The 20,496-nt window shown below is 34.9% G+C and carries 17 protein-coding genes; 10 read left to right on the top strand and 7 right to left on the bottom strand.

The window, feature by feature from the left end:
• Positions 1-57 precede the first annotated feature (57 nt).
• The 6 genes from BM253_RS04320 (at position 58) to BM253_RS04295 (ending at position 8,696) form a co-directional block, all read left to right on the top strand.
• Positions 58-4,527, top strand: coding sequence for a translocation/assembly module TamB domain-containing protein (locus tag BM253_RS04320; RefSeq protein WP_143095582.1), 4,470 nt, complete (start codon positions 58-60; stop codon positions 4,525-4,527).
• A 236-nt stretch (positions 4,528-4,763) separates the two neighbouring features.
• A complete protein-coding gene (gene pfkA / locus BM253_RS04315) occupies positions 4,764-5,753 on the top strand; it encodes a 6-phosphofructokinase (RefSeq protein WP_091519731.1) in 990 nt (329 codons plus the stop codon).
• A 3-nt stretch (positions 5,754-5,756) separates the two neighbouring features.
• Positions 5,757-6,764, top strand: coding sequence for a type I glyceraldehyde-3-phosphate dehydrogenase (gene gap, locus BM253_RS04310; RefSeq protein ID WP_091519727.1), 1,008 nt, complete (start codon positions 5,757-5,759; stop codon positions 6,762-6,764).
• Positions 6,765-7,179: 415 nt separating this feature from the next.
• Positions 7,180-8,028, top strand: a complete 849-nt coding sequence (locus BM253_RS04305) for an N-acetylglucosamine kinase (protein ID WP_091519724.1) — start codon at positions 7,180-7,182, stop codon at positions 8,026-8,028.
• 120 nt (positions 8,029-8,148) lie between these two features.
• Complete coding sequence (locus BM253_RS04300; protein ID WP_091519721.1) at positions 8,149-8,397, top strand: type II toxin-antitoxin system ParD family antitoxin; 249 nt, start codon at positions 8,149-8,151, stop codon at positions 8,395-8,397.
• On the top strand, positions 8,397-8,696 hold the full coding sequence (locus BM253_RS04295; protein WP_091519719.1) for a type II toxin-antitoxin system RelE/ParE family toxin: 300 nt from the start codon (positions 8,397-8,399) through the stop codon (positions 8,694-8,696). The genes BM253_RS04300 and BM253_RS04295 overlap by 1 nt, the downstream gene beginning before the upstream one ends.
• A gap of 206 nt (positions 8,697-8,902) precedes the next feature.
• On the opposite strand, the gene BM253_RS04290 is transcribed toward BM253_RS04295, so the two are convergent.
• From BM253_RS04290 to BM253_RS17425, 3 genes are all read right to left on the bottom strand, one after another.
• Positions 8,903-9,388 carry a lipocalin family protein gene (locus tag BM253_RS04290; protein ID WP_091519716.1) on the bottom strand — a complete coding sequence of 162 codons (486 nt, stop codon included), beginning with the start codon at positions 9,386-9,388 and terminating at the stop codon, positions 8,903-8,905.
• Positions 9,389-9,588: 200 nt separating this feature from the next.
• Entirely contained in the window at positions 9,589-10,656 is a 1,068-nt protein-coding gene (locus tag BM253_RS04285; RefSeq protein WP_091519713.1) for a ligand-binding sensor domain-containing protein, read from the bottom strand.
• On the bottom strand, positions 10,656-11,603 hold the full coding sequence (locus tag BM253_RS17425; RefSeq protein ID WP_218154362.1) for a ligand-binding sensor domain-containing protein: 948 nt from the start codon (positions 11,601-11,603) through the stop codon (positions 10,656-10,658). The genes BM253_RS04285 and BM253_RS17425 overlap by 1 nt, the downstream gene beginning before the upstream one ends.
• 387 nt (positions 11,604-11,990) lie before the next feature.
• Here BM253_RS17425 and BM253_RS04275 point away from each other — a divergent pair, with 387 nt between their 5' ends.
• From BM253_RS04275 to pstB, 4 genes are read left to right on the top strand one after another with little or no spacing between them, the layout of a single operon-like run.
• Positions 11,991-12,830: a PstS family phosphate ABC transporter substrate-binding protein gene (locus BM253_RS04275; RefSeq protein WP_091519705.1), complete on the top strand. Its 840-nt coding sequence runs from the start codon at positions 11,991-11,993 to the stop codon at positions 12,828-12,830.
• A gap of 1 nt (position 12,831) precedes the next feature.
• Positions 12,832-13,722 (top strand): phosphate ABC transporter permease subunit PstC, encoded by an 891-nt coding sequence (pstC, locus tag BM253_RS04270; protein WP_091519702.1) that lies wholly within the window; start codon positions 12,832-12,834, stop codon positions 13,720-13,722.
• On the top strand, positions 13,712-14,569 hold the full coding sequence (gene pstA, locus BM253_RS04265) for a phosphate ABC transporter permease PstA (protein ID WP_091519698.1): 858 nt from the start codon (positions 13,712-13,714) through the stop codon (positions 14,567-14,569). Before pstC ends, pstA begins: the two co-directional genes overlap by 11 nt.
• On the top strand, positions 14,559-15,305 hold the full coding sequence (gene pstB, locus BM253_RS04260) for a phosphate ABC transporter ATP-binding protein PstB (protein WP_091519694.1): 747 nt from the start codon (positions 14,559-14,561) through the stop codon (positions 15,303-15,305). The genes pstA and pstB overlap by 11 nt, the downstream gene beginning before the upstream one ends.
• Positions 15,306-15,377: 72 nt before the next feature.
• Here the strand turns inward: pstB and BM253_RS04255 are convergent, their stop codons facing one another.
• The 4 genes from BM253_RS04255 to BM253_RS04240 form a co-directional block, all read right to left on the bottom strand.
• The gene (locus BM253_RS04255) at positions 15,378-16,661 is read right to left on the bottom strand and encodes a glycosyltransferase family 4 protein (protein ID WP_091519691.1); all 1,284 of its coding nucleotides are present in this window, start codon (positions 16,659-16,661) and stop codon (positions 15,378-15,380) included.
• Positions 16,662-16,689: 28 nt separating this feature from the next.
• Complete coding sequence (locus BM253_RS04250) at positions 16,690-17,544, bottom strand: hypothetical protein (protein ID WP_091519688.1); 855 nt, start codon at positions 17,542-17,544, stop codon at positions 16,690-16,692.
• Between the two features lie 77 nt (positions 17,545-17,621).
• Complete coding sequence (locus BM253_RS04245) at positions 17,622-17,975, bottom strand: fluoride efflux transporter FluC (protein ID WP_091519684.1); 354 nt, start codon at positions 17,973-17,975, stop codon at positions 17,622-17,624.
• A complete protein-coding gene (locus tag BM253_RS04240) occupies positions 17,975-20,419 on the bottom strand; it encodes a YfhO family protein (protein WP_091519679.1) in 2,445 nt (814 codons plus the stop codon). Before BM253_RS04240 ends, BM253_RS04245 begins: the two co-directional genes overlap by 1 nt.
• Between the last annotated feature and the right edge of the window lie 77 nt (positions 20,420-20,496).

The following is a 20,496-nucleotide window of genomic DNA, read 5'->3' as shown; positions in this document are numbered from 1 at the left end:
AAAAGCAAATTTAAAACAAATAAGGCTATCAAAAAACTTTTTAAAATACTGTTTGGGTTGCTGTTGGGCTTGGCGCTGGTTTTTATACTGGCAGCCGTAATCATTACCACACCTATAGTTCAGACAGAATTGGCGCATTATGCTACTACAAAAATTAATGAACAATTCAATATCCGAACGTCGATTGGGCAGGTTGCCGTACAGTTGGATGGAACGGTTCTAATGAAAAAAGTGCATGTTTTAGACGACCGAAACAACGATTTAGCCTACATTGACCGATTATACACCGATATTACTGATTTTAAACAGTTGACCGAAGGAAAATTGTTGTTTGGTAGTACCGAAATTCAGGATGTTAATTTTTTTATCCATAAATACAAAGGCGATACATTAACCAATTTAGACAAGTTTATTGCTGTTTTTGATGACGGAAAACCCGGAAGCGGTAAGTTTTTAATGAAGATTGATCATTTGGATCTTACCAACGGAAGGTTTAAAATTACCGATGATAATACCGGAAATACACCGATTGATTTTAAAGAAATGAACGGTTCATTGAACAAACTAATTGTTCGCGGACCAAATATTAATGCCGATATCACCAAATTATCTTTAAAAGACAAGCGCGGAATTTACATAAAAGATTTGGTTACAAGTTTTTCTATGACCAAAACTTCGATGGATTTAAAACCTTTTGCCGTTGAAACCGAAGAATCGTATATCAAAGGAAATATCGCGATGCGTTATGCCGAAGGCGATTTAAAATATTTTACCGAAAAGGTAAATTTGGCGGTAGATCTTAATAAAACCAAGGTTGCAACAAACGATTTAAAATATTTTTATAAAGAATTTGGTGCCAATAATGTTTTGTATTTAACCACAAAAGCAACAGGTACGCTGAATAATTTTAAGCTTGAAAACACGCAGCTTTCTGATAAATTTGGATCTGAAATCATTGGGAACTTCGCTTTAAAAAATTTGTTTGTAAAGAAAAATCCGTTTCGTGTTGAAGCTAATCTGAATCGCCTGAATATTACTCGATCTAATGCCGTAGCACTATTGCCGAATGTTTTAGGAAAATCGTTGCCGGTTCAGTTGGAAAAATTGGGTTTGCTTAATTTGCAAGGATCTGTTGCGTACGAAAATTTTTATGTGGATGCCAATGTAGAAGCTACTACAAATCTTGGTTTTGCTATGGCCGATGTAGAATTATGGAACATAAATCAAAAGCAAAACGCAACTTATAAAGGCGATATTACGCTTGATAATTTTGATATTGGCGGGTTGATTGAAAACGAAAAAATCGGCACGGCAACCTTAACTGCTTCGGTTGATGGTAAAAGTTTCGATCCCGAGTCGTTCAACACCATTATAAAAAGTCAGGTACAGCAGTTTACATTTAACAATTATTCGTATAAAGATATTACGATCGATGGTAGCTTGAAATTGCCTGCATATACCGGAATTTTGGTAAGTAAAGATCCAAATGCACTGCTTGATTTCAATGGAACTTTAGATCTTTCAACAGACAAAACCGCAGTTGATTTTAAGGCAGATATCGAGCATTTAAACATGAACGCGTTGCATATTGTAAAAGATTCGCTGGGTGTTTTTAAAGGTCATTTTGAATTGATGGGAACCGGCAAAAACCTGGATACGTTTGAAGGAACCGTTTTGGCGCAGAATGCCACTTACACCAATTCTAAAGAAACCTACGCTTTTGACAGCCTTTCTATTAAATCTGAATTTCAGGAAAATAACATCCGCAGAATTGATATAAAATCCAACGATATTGTAAACGGCTATATTCGCGGGAATTTTAAATACAATCAGCTTAAGGGAATTGTAGAAAACTCATTGGGACGACTGTATAAAAACTATTCGCCCAATAAAATTGCTACTAATCAGTTTATCGAATACAATTTGGATATTCAGAATAAGATTGTCGATTTGTTTGTTCCAAAACTAGAAATTGCCGACGAAACCTCTATTTCTGGTAAAATCACAGCAGATAGCGGCGAATTTGTTTTAATAATGAACACGCCTTTTGTGAAGTATGGTGATAATAAACTGACCAATATTCAGATTGATGTGAACAGTCTGCGTGAAAATCAAAATGCTTTTGTAGCTGTTGATACCATAGATTTAAAGGCTTACAAAGCATACGATTTTGTACTGAACAACGCCAAGAAAAATGATACGCTGTATGTTGATACGCAGTTTAAAGGCGGAACTGCAGCAGCCGATAAGTATTACCTGAATTTTTATCATACTATCGATGAAGAAAATAAATCGGTAGTCGGAATCGAAAAATCAGAAATTCAGTTTAAAGAATCACTTTGGTATTTAAATGAATACAACAACGATAAAAACCGCATCATTTTTAATAAAGAAATTAACGATTTTGTTATTGAAGACATTCAGCTTTCGCACAACGAGCAAATGGTTTTGCTGAACGGAAGCATGCACGGCAATAATTATAAAGATTTGAATCTGGAATTTGAAAATGTAGAATTGGATAAAATCACACCTGATTTAACCAATTTAACCTTTGCCGGATTAATCAACGGAAACGTTTCTTTTGTACAAGAAAACAATGTTTTTAAACCGAAATCGAAGTTAAATGTCGAGAATTTAGAGATTAACGATGTACTGCTTGGTCTGTTTAATTTTGAAGTAGAAGGAGATGAATCGTTGCAGAATTTCAATGTTCGATCAAATATTGTGAACGATTTTACCGAGAATTTCTATATGAACGGATTAATTTCTGTGAGCAAAGGTCAAAGTAAATTGAATTTAGATGCCGGTTTTAACAAGTTCAACCTAAAAGCCATTGCACCGTTTTTATCATCGATTATGTCCGATGTCCGTGGCGATGCATCTGGTCGTGCAACCATTCAGGGAACACATAAAGATCCAGATATCGAAGGAAAATTATATCTAACAAATGCCGGAATGCGTCCTGTTTTTACAGGTGTTGATTATTTGTTCGATGAAAACGCACCGCTTGATGTTACCGAAAGTCAGTTTATCCTTAGAAATGTAAACATTACCGATTCCAAACACAAAACAAAAGGATTATTAAACGGAACCATTTCGCACAACAAACTAAAAAACTGGAACATCGATGCAAAATTGTCTTCAGATAATTTATTGGCGTTAGACAGCGATTATAAAGAAGGAACGCCTTATTACGGAACGGCTTTTATCGATGGATCTGCAACCATAAAAGGACCTGTAGAAAGTTTGGTTGTAACCATTGAAGCAGAATCTAAAAAAGGGACAAATATTAAAATTCCGTTAGATGATGCCGGTGGATTGGGCGACAATAATTTTGTTCACTTTTTATCGCCACAAGAAAAAGCCAACCGTTTAAAAGGTATCGAAACCCCTATGAACAATACTCGTTTTGGTGGTGTTCAATTGAATTTCGAGTTTTATATAACGCCCGATGCCGAAATTGAAATTTTGTTAGATCGCGCTTCTGGTCACGGAATGAAAGGTAGTGGCGCCGGTTTTATTACGATGGAAATCAACACACTTGGACGCTTTAACATGTGGGGCGATTTTATGGTTTACAACGGCGAATACAATTTTAAATACGGTGGAATTATTGATAAAAAGCTCGATGTTGTTAAGTACGGAACCATTCGTTGGGACGGCGAACCGTTAAATGCTATTTTAGATCTGAAGGCAGTTTATAAAACCCAGTCGAATCCCGGGTTAATTGTAGAAAGTTCTGAAATTAACCGTAAGGTTGATACCGAAGTTTCTATTGCATTGCAAGGTAATTTAAGCAATCCCGAAATTGATTTCTTAATTGATTTTCCTAACGTAACATCAACTATTAAATCAGAAATAGAATATAAATTAGCCGATAAAGATACGCGTGAAACGCAGGCTATGGCATTGTTGGCTACCGGCGGATTTATTACAACAACAACGGGCGGAAATGCGGTTTACGGCAGTTTGTTTGAACGTGCCAGCAGTTTGTTCGATGATTTATTTTCAGATTCCGAAGGAAAGTTTCGCGTTGGACTGAATTATTCGCAAAGTGAACGCAATCCCTTCAGAGATGATACCGATGCAGCCCGTGTAGGTGTAACATTGTCAACCCAGATTAGCGACCGCATTTTGGTTAACAGTAAATTAGGTGTGCCGGTTGGCGGACGTGAAGAAAACGTGATTGTGGGCGATGTGGAAGTTCAGTTGCTTTTAAATGACGATGGAAGCTTACGTGCAAGAGTTTTCAACCGTGAAAACGATATCAACTATATTGGTGAAGGCATCAATTATACTCAAGGAATTGGTTTAACTTACGAAGTTGATTTTAATACGTTTAAAGAACTGATAAAGAAAGTATTGGTTCGTGCAGACAAACGTGCCAAACAAAAAGAAGCAGAGAAAAACAAACCGAACAATAGTAATTCTTCAGACGATGATTACGGATTAGATTACATCAAGTTTCAAGAAAAACGCCGAGAAGATACTCAAGAAGAACAAAAAACAAAGCCAGAACCTAAATAGATTCTGGCTTTTTCAATTTATTTTGTATCTTTAGTTTCTTGAGAACAAGAAGACAATATAAATTTATAATTTAACTAACCACATAGAGATATAGTACTATAGGTCTTAATTTACATAGCAATTGTAGGCACACATCTTTTTAAGGGTTGCTTAAAAAACTATGTATTTTTATTTAATCTCTAAAGTCTATATTTTCTATGAAACTATGTGGTAAAATTTAAATATTAAGAATACTTATGAAATCAAACAAAATAAAGAAAATAGGAGTACTTACATCTGGTGGCGATGCTCCGGGAATGAATGCAGCCATTAGGGCGGTTGTACGTGCTTGTACTTATTATGAAATTGCCTGTTACGGCGTTTTCCGTGGTTTTGAAGGATTGATCGACGGCGATGTAAAAGAAATGGGACCTCGCGATGTTAAATACATCGTATCAAAAGGCGGAACCATTTTAAAATCGGCTCGGTCAGATGAATTTATGACAGCCGAAGGTAGAAAAAAAGCGTATAAAACCATAGAAAAATATCAAATCGATGCACTGATAATCATTGGTGGCGACGGTAGTTTTACCGGCGGAATGATCTTTTCTAAAGAATACAACATTCCTGTGATAGGCATTCCCGGCACTATTGATAACGATATTTACGGAACATCGCACACTATTGGGTACGATACGGCTTTAAATACGGTGATCGATGCGGTTGATAAAATCCGCGACACGGCAACATCGCACAAACGCATTTTCTTTGTAGAAGTGATGGGGCGCGATGCCGGATTTATCGCCTTAAATTCAGGAATAGGTGCAGGAGCAGAAGAAATTTTGATTCCCGAAGAAAACATCGGTTTGCCAAAATTGTTAGAGAAACTGAAACGAAGCAAAGCTTCAGGAAAATCGAGCTGTATTGTCATTGTTGCTGAAGGCGAAAAATCTGGAAAAAATGTGTACGAATTAAGCGATTATGTTGAAGAACATTTACCAGAATACGATGTACGTGTATCGGTTATCGGACATATTCAGCGCGGCGGTTCACCAAGTTGTTTTGATCGTGTTTTGGCAAGCAGATCGGGTGTTGCAGCGGTTGAAGCGTTGTTAAAAGGAGAAAAAAACGTAATGATTGGTCTTCAAAACGATTTAATGGCGTACACTCCGTTGGAAAAAGCAGTAAAAGGCGAAGCAAAAATCGACGATGAATTAATAAGAATATCAGATATATTATCTATTTAAGTTATGGAAAAAGTAAAAATTGGAATAAACGGTTTTGGAAGAATAGGACGATTGGTTTTACGCGAATCATTTGAACGTAACGATGTGGAAATTGTAGCAATAAACGATTTAATGGAAATTGATCTTTTAGCATATCTATTAAAGTATGATTCGGTTCACGGAATATTCAAAAAAGATATTTCTATAGATGGGTCGAATTTGATTATCGATGGAAAAAAAATACGAGTTACCGCAGAAAAAGATCCATCCTTATTAAAATGGAACGAAGTAGGTGTAGAAGTTGTTGCAGATTGTTCGGGTGTTTTTAAAACAATGGATAAAGCCGGTTTGCATTTACAGGCAGGAGCAAAGAAAGTAGTAATTTCATCTCCATCAGACGATATTCCAATGTTTGTAATCGGTGTAAACGAAGAAAAAATTACGGCAAACGATACGGTTTTGTCAAACGCTTCATGTACCACAAACTGTCTGGCGCCGATAGCTAAAATATTGAATGATGAATTCGGAATTGTAGAAGGGTTAATGACCACCGTTCACGCAGCCACAGCATCACAATTGGTGGTTGATGGTGCTTCAAAGAAAGATTTTCGTGGTGGTCGTTCTGCTTTAAACAACATTATTCCAGCAAGTACAGGGGCGGCAAAAGCAGTTACCAAAGTAATTCCTGAATTAGTAGGAAAATTGACAGGAATGGCATTTCGTATTCCAACACCAAACGTTTCGGTGGTAGATTTAACCGTTAAACTGGCAAAACCTACAACGTACAATAACTTAATGAATGTGTTTAAAAAAGCTTCCGAAACCAATTATAAAGGAATTTTAGGTTTTACAAACGAACCGGTTGTTTCGCAAGATTTTCTTTCGGATACTCGTACATCAATCATCGATGCCGATGCCGGAATTGCTCTAAACGATACCTTTTTTAAAATTGTTTCGTGGTACGATAACGAATATGGTTATTCTGCCAAACTTTTAGACTTAATTGTTTATGTAAACAAGTTAAAAGCCTAAAACATACAAAAAAATACCTATGTGGTACAATAAGTTACCCATACAAAGCATTAAAATATTATTGTGGATAATTAAAATACACATATTAATACGTAAATAAATAGTCCGTTGCAGTTACTAAACCCCAACGGACTTCTTTTTAACCTAAAGATTACAGTTACTAACCCAAACCTACTATTAAACAACCGTAATTTTAGGGTTGTATAACCCCAATTGATAACTACATAAACACAACAAATAGCATTTTAACGTCAACGAATCATTCTATAACCTCAAAATAGAAGTTTTGAACCTGAATAGGGCAATACAATCTTTCATCTTTCATCTTTTTTCTATTCTCTATTTTCTTTCCTCTCTTTAGGTATTATACAATAAAATAACGTATTTTGTGTCCGAATTTAATTCAGGCATTTTTATGAAATTTGTAGTTGACAGCGGTTCCACCAAAGCAGATTGGTTATTATTTAACAACAAGCAATATTTAGGCGTTTACAATACTTTGGGATTGAACCCGGAGGTATTGAATACCGATGTGTTGGTGGAACGGATGTTGTGCAACGAAGAATTGGCAAATTTACGCACTTCAATTAAAGAAATTTACTTTTACGGCTCGGGCTGTAGTACTGTTCATTCTAAAAAAGTAATGCGTGATGCTTTGGAAAAAGTATTTGAGAATGCCGATTTTTTCGAGATTCTGGAAGATACCTATGCGGCGGTTTATGCAACTTGTCACGATTTACAACCCGGAATTGTCTGTATTAACGGCACCGGATCAAACTGTAGTTTTTTTAATGGTAACCAAGTAGAACAGGCGGTAAATTCGTTGGGCTATCTGGCAATGGACGACTGCTCGGGTGTTGATTTTGGCAGACGATTGATTCGTGCACATTATTTTAGTACCATGCCGTTAGATTTAAAGCAGAAATTTGAAGCAGCTTACAATTTAAATGCCGATTTCATTAAAAAGAATTTTTATAAAGAACCTAACCCCAATGCATATCTGGCATCGTTTCTTCCTTTTTTAATCGCCAATAAAGATCATGATTTTTTACAGGATATGATTGCCGATAGTTTTCAGTTTTTTGTAGATCATTACATCAAACAATATCCAAATCATGCCAATGTTCCCGTTCATTTTATAGGGTCAACCGCTTTTTTGTTGCAAGATGAATTTAAATCCATACTTAACAAAAACAATCTGATTGCAGGTGTATTTTACCAAAAACCGTTAGAAGGTTTAATAGAATTGCATCAGAAATCATAGGAAGTAAAATCAGCCAATTGTAATAAGTAACAACATCTGAACATTTCGTGCTAAATTTAACCTTTCAAAAAAATTGCTAAAAATACCAATAATTGGTATATTTGAATTAAAGATTAAATTATGGCAAAAAACACATCAATATTATTGGGTGAATATTTTGATAAGTTCATTCATCAACAAATTCAAACGGGTAAATTTTCTTCTGCAAGCGAAGTTGTAAGGGCAGCTTTGAGAATGTTTGAACACGAAGAAACAAAAAAAGCAGAACTAATTAAAGAACTTAAAAAAGGGGAGAAATCTGGATTTGTAAAAGATTTTAATAGAGAAGCATTACTGCAAAATCTTCATAAAAAACATGTTTCTAAATAATGACTTATAAAATTAGTAGAGAAGCACAAATTGATATTGAAAATATTTGGCTTTATACTTATGAAACTTGGTCAATTGAACAAGCAGATAGATATTTCAACTTAATTATTGACGAAATTGAATTTTTAGCGAGTAATCCAAATTCCGGAAAAGACTTTAATTATATAAGAAAAGGCTACTATCGTTCAAAAGTAAAATCTCATTTTATATTTTATAAAATAAACCTGAATGAAAAGGAGATAGAAATCATCAGAATTCTACACCAGCAAATGGATGTTAAAAATAGATTAAATGATTAAACTTGACAATTTATTTTTAAACGATCGTATTTTTAATAAGATGAATTTAAATTGATCCTTCAAAAAAAAAACCTGATTACAGGTGTTTTTTACCAAAAACCATTCGAAGGTTTAATAGAACGGCATCAGAAATAACAGGAAAATCAACAATCTCAGCTGGGAATTTAAATACAAAACCACTCAAAAGAGAGTGGTTTTATTATTTATTACATTTTTGTAAATTTTTGAGTAATATCAATTTTAGTTTGAGATCCGTTTACTTCTTCTTCCTGATACATATTTAAATGAAGCTCTGTACTGTTTAAAACCTTTATTGTGTAAGTTGTTGGGGTGCTAATAGTCATCGTTATTTCATCACCATTACGGGTATATGTAGCTGTTCCCGATTGTTCCTGTTCCGCTTGTTGTTGAGTTGCCGGAGTGTACATGTAATATTCAACTGTATTGTCGGCTTTAAAATCATATTCAATTTTGATACCGGCAGTTTTTGTATCTACATCTTGTTCATCTATAAGTACATTACCGCCCATTTCCATTTTCATATCCATTTTCCGCATTTCCCACTTTCCTAATAATAAGTTTGTAGGTTGTGGCTGAGGCTGTGGTGCTGATGAATTATCGTCACTTGAACAAGATGAAAGTGATGCAATTGCAAGAGTTGAGGCAAATAAAAAAGTACTAATTCTTTTCATAATTTAAATTTTAATGTTAATTAATAATCGTAAAGTTAATTAATATAAATATAATTACAAGACGTAATATAATTTAGAAAGGTTGTAAAAGTGGATAAAATATTTGAAAAGTGTAAATAAATCACAAAATTATTGTTCATCACCTTTAATAAAATTGCAGAAACAAAGTTTAGAAAATTTTGTATAGAGAAGTGTCCCCTTTAATTGAATCTGAATCTTTCAATCTCTTTCCCGTTAAACTTATAAACACCACCTTTTGCCAATCCAAAAAGCAAATTGTTTTGTTTGTCTTTATAAATAGCCCAAATCATTGGGTTAGATAATTTTTCATTAATTGGATAGTTTGTTAAGGTTTTACCATCATATTTCCAGGCTCCTGTATCTCGGTCGCCAAACCAAATGTTTCCTTCTGCATCTTCTTCAATGGCAAAAACGTGTTCCAATGTACCTGATTCTGATTTATCTCCTCTTTTGGTGCTTGTGGGATGAATCAAATGATGCTTTTCAGAAAAATTTATGACCGAATTACCTTCCATCAGCAAAACGCCGATGCCGTTATTTCCTATCCAAATTCGTCCTTTTGAATCTGCAAATACACTTCTTATATGCAAAAGTTCACCATTCTTTAAGTTCAATTTTTCATCATCAAATATATTTACCGTTTTACCATCATAACTGAATAGTGCCGCATAAGTCGCAATCCAAACTTTACCGTTTGTATCTTTTGAAATATCGGTTACGCCATAAGAATTATCAGGATTTTCATTTTTAGGTTTTGGAAAAATGAGATAGTTCATCTGCTCACCGTCATAACGATTAATTCCGTCTTCTTCACCCGCGTAAAACCATAAATCTCCATCCGTTTTATTCCAATCATCTTTTGCTTGATTCATATTTGGAAAATAATTGGTAAACGTTCCTTTATCATATACTGTAACTCCTTTTGCGGTTCCAATAAATATTTTTCCATGCTTATCCTCTTGAATGGAACGAATTTGATTGTCTGCCAAACCTTCATTGGTTGTAAAGTATTCAAATGATTTTCCATTATAAAAACTTACGCCTTCATTATGACTTCCCAACCAATAATTACCCTTGCTGTCTTGAAAGATTGCTCGTATTCCCGAAGTAAACTTTAGGGTGTCGGTTTTTGAAGTTGATACCAATTCAGGTTTTTCGATTTGTTTCCCAGTTGATTTCTTTTCAACACAAGAAAAGTTCAGTATCAGCAGAAGTATTAGAGTTATCAATTTTAAATTTTTGTTCATTAGGGTTTAAATTTTTCAAATGTATTTCCATTAAATTTATAGACACCATTTTCGTGTGTTCCAAGCCAAAGGTCGCCATTGTTGTCTTTGTAAATACTGAACAATTTAATATTTGTTGAATTTTCTTGAACTGGATAATGTGTAATTTTCTTCCCATCATATTTCCAAACGCCATCACGATAGGTGACAAACCACAAATTATTATCGTTGTCCCTAACCGTTGAAAGATACTCGTTTAAAATACTTGTATTTTTCCCATCTAAACTGCCAATGCTTTCGTGTCTGGTATAAAATTGATTGCTTTTTAAAGGGGAATTGTCATAGATGCTATATCGAAATTCGGTATTGAACCAAAAGTTGCCATTTTTGTCTTCCGTAATTGATCGCACACCATTTGAACCTCCTTGGCGAAATTCCGTCACATCTTCTTCTGTAATCCATTCGAATGATTTTCCATCGAAACGGCACACGCCAACCGGATTGGTACCAAACCAAATGTTGCCTTTTTGGTCTTTATAAATGCTATAAATTTCAAACGGTTGGTTAAATCCGGGCGGACTTGGAAGTGTCAGTTCATAAAGGGTTTTTCCATCAAAGCGGTAAACTTTTTGATTGGTTTGATGCAGAATTTTTAACCACAAATCATTCGCTTCCAGTTTCCATTCATTACTTGGAATTGCTTTAATGTGTGTAAATGATTTTCCGTCAAACTTTGTGGTGGTAGCATTTGGGTTCATACCCGAGAAGTAGATGTTGCCCGATGGATCCTCTTTGATATCATCAACTCTATCTATATACAAACCGTGTTTTGTGGTGTAATTGATCAACGTTTTCCCATCATATTTGTACACTCCGGTTTTCCAGCTACCAAACCAATAGTTATTTTTCTTGTCTTGGTAAATCACCATGATATTGCTTCCAAGTTCTTTTACTGTGTCGCCCTTCACATTGATTTTTTCTAAAGGAATAGAATGGTTTTTCGAATGGGAATTCTGCCCATTGCACGAAGTTAATAATGATAGAATGCTAAAGAATAAGAGTGTGGTTAGTTTCATTTATGTTTGTCAAGGAGTGTTATAGAATAGTTGGTGACTATCAAATATCCAAAACTTTTATTAATTACACAAATACATGTTAATCAATATTTTCTTATTAAAACTCACTTTACCAAAACATCAATCAAACATCAATACATTATTATCTTAACAACAGGGTTAAGGTGTATTTACAATAAATTAACATAGCGGTTATTTGTTAATATTAGCTTAATATAGGTATAACATTCGATTTATCTTAAAAAATCAATTTTGTGCGATGAAACATTCAAGCTAATTATGAAAAAACTTTTAGTTGTTATTAGTATTTTTTCACTTTTTGCGTGCAGCGACAACAGCTCGGTAAAAATGAAAGGATCAGACACGGAAGTAAACCTGGCAGTGAATTTAGCGGAACAATATACTAAAGTTAATTCCGATTTTAGTATTGCAATTTCTGGCGGAGGTTCGGGTTTAGGCATTACTTCTTTATTAAATGGGCAGGCAGATATTGCCAATTCTTCGCGTCCGTTGTCAGACAAAGAGATCGAACAGTTTAAAAAGGCAAACATTGAAGTTAAAACCGTTGTTTTTGCAGAAGATGCTACCGCTTTTATTGTTCATAAAGATTTGCCTTTAGAAGAAATAGATCTGGAAACTCTCGGAAAGATCTTGAAAGGCGACATTAAAAACTGGTCTGAAATTACTGATATCGATTTGCCGATAAACATTTACGGTCGACAAAGTAGTTCGGGAACGCATTCGTTTGTGAAGAAAAAACTGAAGATCGAATTTTCTAACGCAGCAAAAGAAATGACGGGTAACGCACAGATTTTGGAAGGTGTTAAGGCAGATAAATCGGGCATTGGTTATGTAGGTGCAGGTTATGTTTCGCACGAAATTAATTCTAACGCGCTCATTAAAATTCTAAAAATTAAAGAAAAGCCCAATGCTGTAGCTTATTCGCCTATCGATACAGAAACAATAAACAACAGTTTGTATTTTTTTCAGCGTCCGTTGTATCAGTTTGTTTTGGCTGAATCATGGCATAAAGTAAAGCCTTTTATCGATTTTGAAAAGAGTGCGCAAGGCAAGAAAATGATCGAAGAGCACGGATATTACATTATAGAAGAAAAATAACATGAGATACAGAACACGAATATCAGTCGATAAAATATTTAAAGTAGTATTTAAAACCACCGGATTTTTGGTTTTAGCTTTATTGGGCGGCATTTTTGCCATGCTGGTTTACAACTCCATATCGTTCTTTTTAGATATTAAACCGTTAGATTTTATCACGGGAATGGAATGGGCGCCAACAGCAAAAACACCAAAATACGGTATGTTGCCTTTAATTATAAGTACTACCATTGTTACATTTGGAGCGATGATTATTGCGATACCTTTAGGAATAGGAACTGCAGCTTTTATATCGGAATATGCAGGCAGTAGGCTAAAAAACATCTTGAAACCGGCTATTGAAATGTTGGCTGCGATACCATCGGTAGTTATCGGTTTTTTAGGAATTGTAGTTTTAAGCCCAGGAATTGCTAACGTAGCAGATTTACCAAACGGTTTAAACGCCTTAAACGGAGCAATTTTATTGGCAATCATGGCGTTGCCTACCATTATTACGGTTGCCGAAGATGCCATACACGCTGTGCCAAATGCGTATAAAGAAGCAAGTTACGGAGTTGGTGCAACTAAATGGCAAACCTTACGAAAAGTAATTATTCCTGCGGCAGCACCCGGAATTATTGCCGCGGTAATGTTAGGTGTTGGTCGCGCAATTGGTGAAACAATGACGGTTTTAATGGCAACAGGAAATGCTGCATTGATACCTACAGGAATGTTTGATTCTGTTAAAACCATGACGGCTACCATTGCCATTGAAATGGGCGAGGTTCCGTACCAAACTACACATTATTACGCACTTTACGCTATTGCAACTGTTTTGTTCTTTATGACGCTGTTTGCAAATTTAGTGGGAGAATTTTTTATTAACCGATTCAGAAAATATCATGCAGTATAAAACCAATAAATTATCATCGGTAGTAGAGTGGGGTACTTTATTATTAACCACACTTATTGTCTGCTTTTTCTTATTTGTTATTATTTGGGAAATCGTATCAAAAGGAGCATCTTCTTTGTCATGGGAATTTGTATCGAAAGTTCCATCGGCAGGAATGACAAAAGGCGGAATTTTAACTCCGATCATCGGAACCGTTCTTTTAACATTAATCACAGCACTTTTTGCGATACCATTTGGCGTTTGTTGTGCGATTTATCTGAACGAATATGCTGAAAATAATTGGTTAACAAGAACCATTCGTGCATCAATCAGAAACTTGTCAGGAGTTCCATCGATCATTTACGGATTGTTCGGTTTGGCATTGTTCGTTCAGGCATTACAGTTTGGAACATCGTTAATCGCAGCTGGTTTAACATTAGGTTTGTTATCGTTGCCATACATCATCACAACTACCGAAGAAGCCTTAAAAAGGATTCCGAACAGTACACGCGAAGCGGCATTGGCTGTAGGTGCAACCAAATTTGAAACCATAAAAGATGTGGTGCTACCATCGGCAATGTCAGGAATTTTAACGGGGCTTGTATTAACATTATCAAGAGCCGCTGGTGAAACCGCACCAATCTTATTTACAGGTGCTGCCTTTTACATAAACGGAAGTTCAGGTTATCTTAACCAAGAATTCATGGCGCTGCCTTACCACTTGTATATGTTGTCAACCCAGCATCAGTCAATAGACCAAGTTAGACCAATTGCGTACGGTACCGCTTTAGTACTTGTAATAGTTGTCTTTTTATTAAACCTTACAGCATTTTATATTCGCTATAAATACAGAAAAAATGAAAACTAAATTATCAGCAGAAAATCTAAACATTAGTTTCGGAGAGAAACATGTTTTAAAAAATATTAGTGTTTCTTTTGCAGAGCACGAAATTACAGCTTTAATAGGTCCATCGGGTTGTGGAAAAAGTACGTTGTTACGTAGTTTTAATCGTATGCACGATTTGTTTCCCGATGCAAAAATTAACGGATCACTTCATTTGGAAGAATTAGATCTTTATGACAGACATGTTCCTGTTACAGAAATCCGCAAACGTATCGGAATGGTTTTTCAAAAGGCAAATCCGTTTCCAAAAAGTATTTACGAAAACATTGCGTACGGATTAAAAATCAATAATTTACCTTGTAATAAAGAAGTTGTTCAAAAAGCGTTGGAAGAGGCGTATTTGTGGGACGAAGTTAAGAACGATTTAAAAATGCCGGCAACACGTTTATCGGGCGGTCAGCAGCAGCGTTTGTGTATTGCTCGTGCAGTAGCTTTGCGACCAGAAGTTATTTTAATGGATGAACCTTGTTCTGCTTTAGATCCGGTGAGTACCTTGAAAATTGAGGAATTAATTAAGCATTTAAAAAAGAAATATACCATTGTTATTGTTACACACAATATGCAACAAGCCCAACGCATTGCCGATAAAACCGTGTTTATGTATTTGGGAGAAGTGAAGGAAGAAGGTACAACCGATGAAATTTTTAATCATCCTAAAAACGAAATGACAGCGAATTACATCAGCGGTTATTTTGGATAATTTTTAAAATTCATTTTTTCGCAAAAGTGTGTTTAGGAAGGAGTTTACTTTTTTGGGTAAACTCCTTTTATTTTATATATTTTTAATAACGCCAGCTAATTTTTCTGTCAATTTTTTTCGACTGAAATATTGCAGACCAATACCGTGAACTTTTAAATTGTTCTGTTGATATTTCTCATAACAATCTAAAATATACTGTTTTACTTCTTGCAAATTATCGTAATTAAAATACTTGCCGGCGTTGGTATCTTTTATGATCTTTTCAACATCACTTTGCTTAGGTCCAATGGCTAAAATTGGGCGTTCGGCTGCCATGTATTCAAATAATTTTCCGGGAATTATTCCGATAGTTTCGAACGAATCAATTTCTATCAACAATAAAACTTGTGAACTGCGTTGGTATTTCAACGCTTCCGTATGCGATACGTATCCTAAAACATTCAGATAAGCATCTAATTTAAATTCTTTAATGGTATCAATAATTTCCGAACTTACTTTACCAATTAACTGTAATTGAAAATCAGATCGAAACTGATCGTTCTCTTGTAAAATTTCATTTAAAGCTTGCCACAGAATATGCGGATTTCTTTTTGACAACAACGAACCAATATGACTAATTGTAAACTTTTGATCCATTGCTGGTTTTTCAATCGTTTCAATATCGTAACCATTCGTTATTACGTGAATAGGCTTTTGAGTGATTTCTGCAAATTCCAGTTTTGTGGTATAGCTTGTGGTAAGAATGGTATCGGCTTTTGTTAAAACCAAACGTTCTAAATCTTTATGTTTTTGAGCCGATTTATCTGTCAGTTTTAATTCTTTATGATATCCAATTGATGTCCACGGATCACGAAAATCTGCAATCCATTTAACAGCGAATCTTCTCTGTAATTCTAAACCAATTAAATGCATGCTGTGTGGCGGACCAGTCGTGATAATCACATCGACAGCATTTGTTTTAACGTAATTCGATAAATAGTCAACCGAAGGATTTACCCAGCCAACTCGTGCATCGGGAATAAAGAAGTTACCACGAACATAAAGCAGTATTTTCTCTATAAACGACTGTTTTTTCTCTGCTTTTATAATCCCGGAACTAATGGTAGTAGTACTTTTTTTAGAAAATATCGAAGCTAATTTGTAAGGTTCTTTAATAGGTTGCTTTAAGACAGTTACATTTTTATTAACTTGATTTACCAGATCTTGATCGATAATTGGGTACGTAGCATTTTCGGGAACATATACAATAGGTTCAATGTCAAAATCGGGCAGATATTTTACAAATTTCAACCAACGCTGCACACCCGGACCACCTGCAGGCGGCCAATAATATGCTATAATGAGTACTTTTTTCATAATTTGTGCTTTTATAAACAGGTATTAATTATCTAAGCGTGTTCGAGTAATAACCTGCTTCATGCTCTAGATAATTATCATAGTAATTGCTTTTTTTAGATTCTAACAAATAAGTTGCTCTCAACGGTATTAAATGAAAATCATAATAAATGTATGAATCTATCTTTTTTAAAGTTTCTTTGTTTTCAAAAATATTTTTTAACGGTTTATGATAAAAGCTGTTTACAAAAAAGAAATCATCGTTTTGATATATATGAATTATTTCGTGAGCAATTATTTGATTAAAGGAAGACCGCTGTGATAAATACGCTTCGTTAAATGCTATATATCCAGCAGTAGCATACGCATAGTCATTACCGGCGGGGTCATTTCTTCTAAAAATAAATTGACCGTAGTTTAGAGAAGATTTTGCATCGAATCTAAATCTAGTAAAAGCATCAATGGTATAAACAGCAGAAATTGGCATCACTTTATAATGAACTTTAAACTCGTCTTTTGTGTGAAATTCAATTCTATTAAAGCCAACCGTTAAATTCCATTGTTCCCAAAAATCTCTGTTATTTGCCGCATTCTCTTTTATAGAATTGCCTGCCGCATTAACAAATTTTGATGCCCAATATAACTTCCAATCTTCTTCTTTCCAAGCGTGTCTAATAATACGTTTGCTTTCAAAAGTAACATATCCTCCTAAAGCTCCCTGCCAAAGCCCTTTTAAAAGAACTTTACCAAGTTTCTCTTCAGGTTTTTTATTTATCACAGCACCAATTGCTCCTGTAATTCCACCGAAGCCTACATTATATAGTGCGGCTTCTGTATCATTTGATTGAGAATAGGAGGAGGATATAGGTAAAAGCACAATTAAAAATAATATTTTCTTTTTCATCTTAGTAAAAATTGTATAAAATTTAAAATATTATAAAAGTAGTTTCATTATACCTTTTCTACTTTTTTTCATGATGATTAAATTAATTTGGCTAAATACGTTCCAATAAAAACTCCGACCAATCCTAAAACAATCGAAAGACTTAAATACGTTGCAAAATTAAAATATTGCTGGGTTTGCAGCATTTTAAACAAATCAAACGAAAAGGTAGAAAAAGTTGTGAATCCGCCACAAAAACCAATTCCTAAAATCACGAATAACTGTTGTTGGTTTGCTGCGTATTTAACAAAAAGAAAGCCTAATAAAAGGCTTCCTAATGTGTTTATGAATAAGGTTGCAACAGGAAATTGCTGATACGTTATAATCTTTCCGATCTCGTATCTGCAAACAGTTCCAATTGCACCGGCTATCGCCAATCCTAAAATATTCATTATATATTTTGCACTTTTTCTTCGTTTTTATTTCTTGTTGCAAAAAATATTCCCGCAGCTACAATCAAGAACGCAATGATTGATGCTATTAACGAAATAGTGCTTCCTGTTTTAACAACTTCTGGTTCAAACGAAAATACTATTTTATGATTTCCTGCAGGAATGTTCAAACCGCGCAACGTATAATTTACTTCGACCATTTCGGCTGGCTTACCATCAATCGAAATATTCCATCCTTTTGGATAATAAATTTCAGAAAAAACAGCAAATCCGTCTGACTGATTATTTGTTTGATATTCTAACTTGTTTGGTTGGTAATTAGTCAGTTTAATTTGTGCTAAACTATCAGCAGTAAAAGTCGTTTTTGGAACATTCACAGTATTATAAACCAACGCAGTTTCTTTTGATTTGAACGATTTCATTGCTTCCATCATTTCATCGGCATTCGCAACTTTCTGAATATTCTTAACAAACCAAGCGTTTCCGTTCGCTTCCGGATTTTGCAATGGAATATCGGCTCCTTCTTCGTTTTTACCAATGATGTACTTCACATTCAACATATTCAAAACTTCCAGATTTTGTTGAGCGATCTGATAATCAAACAAATCCTGAACTTTTTTAGGTTTTGCCGCATGATATCCGCCTAACGAATGATGAAAGAACGAGCTGCGCGCGCTGCTGAAACCGCCTTGTTGTTCAAAAACTCTAAATTGAGATTTATCTGACAATATCTGTTGATCTGCCGGAGTTGCTTGAAATGGTGTTTCAACCTGCTGTTTTGAGACAAAATTGTCTTTGTTAACGTAATTGGTATCAATCGCCACCAAATCAATAACACCCAATAAACCAACAATAATAACCGCGGTTTTGGCATTTAGTTTTTCTTTGTTGTAAGCCCATAAAGCCGCAGCCGCTAAAGCTACAAACAATAAAGTGCGCAATAAGTCTTTGGTGTACATTGCTTTACGGTCGTCAATTAAAGCACTGATAAAACCTGATCCGCCGTCTTGAAAAACCTGTGCATAGTATGAATCGTTCGATCCTTCAAAATCCATCATTCCTTTTAAAACAAACAATAAAACGAGTATTCCTGCAAAAACAATTCCCGACATTTTTATTGCTTTGAATTGTTCTTCTTTTGATGCTTTAAAGAATGCCTGTAAACCTAAAATTGCCAATATTGGGAAACATAATTCTGCAATCACTTGAATTGATGTTATAGCGCGGAATTTATTGTAAAGTGGTAACGTATCAATTAAAAAATCGGTCAAAAAGAAATTGTGTCCCCAAGATAAAGCGATTGAAACACCTGCACCTGCACCTAAATAATATTTTATTTTTCGGTCATCAACAAAAAAGCATAACAAAGCCAAAAACAAGACAACTGCGCCAATGTATGCCGGTGCTGCTACAATTGGCTGTTTTCCCCAATAAGTAGGCGCGTGGTCTGCGAATTGTTGTGCCGGAGCAGGATCGTAACCTTGCGACTGTAAAAAGGTAGAAACGTATTTGTAAGTATTTGAATTTGTGCCGATGTTTTCACCGTTTCCGCCACCCGTAATTCTAGGCACTAATAAGTTGAACGTTTCAAAAATGCCGTAACTGTATTCGGTAATGTATTCGTGTGTCATTGCGTTTGTAGATTCTTTAGGGGAACCGTCTGGTGCAATGGTTAATTCGCTATTGCTTCGGGTACTGAATTTCGCGTATTCTGATGTTGCCATTAAATTGGTCGCATTTAAACCTATGGTTAAAATACCGGCAATTGCAAAGATTCCGAACATTTTTAGTAAGGCAGAAATCTCTTTCTGTTTGATGTAATAAACCGAATAATAGATGGTTACAATTACTAAAAAGATCAACAAATAATAGGTCATTTGAAAGTGGTTTGCTGATATTTCCAAAGCAGCAGCAATCATAGTAAGAATTCCACCCAAGAGATATTTTTTTCTAAAAACTAGATGAACTCCTGCTAAAACCAATGGCATATAAGCAATTGCATGGGCTTTTGCGTTGTGCCCGGCTCCTAAAATCACAATTAAGTAAGTTGAAAAACCAAACAATAAAGCGCCGATAAAAGCTTTTAAAGGTTTTACTTTATAAGTTAAAAGCAGCAGGTAAAACCCAATGAAATATAAGAAAACGTAATCTGCCGGTCGTGGAAGAAAACGAATAACATAGTCTAATTCTTTTATGTAATTATGTGGATATTTTGCACCTAACTGATACGTTGGCATTCCGCCGAACGCATTGTTAACCCAATACGTTTCTTCATTATTAGTCTGGCGAAAATCATTTAATTCTTTAGCCATTCCGGTGTATTGAACAATATCGGACTGAAAGATTTGCTTACCCGAAAGTACCGGATAAAAATAAGCTAAAGCAACAACTACAAAACCCAATATTGCTAAAATATGAGGCACATAGTTTTTAAAATTTTTCATAGTACATAAATTTGATGCTAAATGTACTTATTATTTGGGAAACGGTAAAAAAAAAGTCTTGCATTGCAAGACTTAAT

Origin of the sequence: Paenimyroides ummariense, from assembly GCF_900115115.1 — a bacterium.
Classification (GTDB): Bacteria; Bacteroidota; Bacteroidia; order Flavobacteriales; family Flavobacteriaceae; genus Flavobacterium; species Flavobacterium ummariense.
The sequence above is the reverse complement of the archived record's forward strand: the minus strand, read 5'-3'. Positions and strand labels throughout refer to the sequence as shown.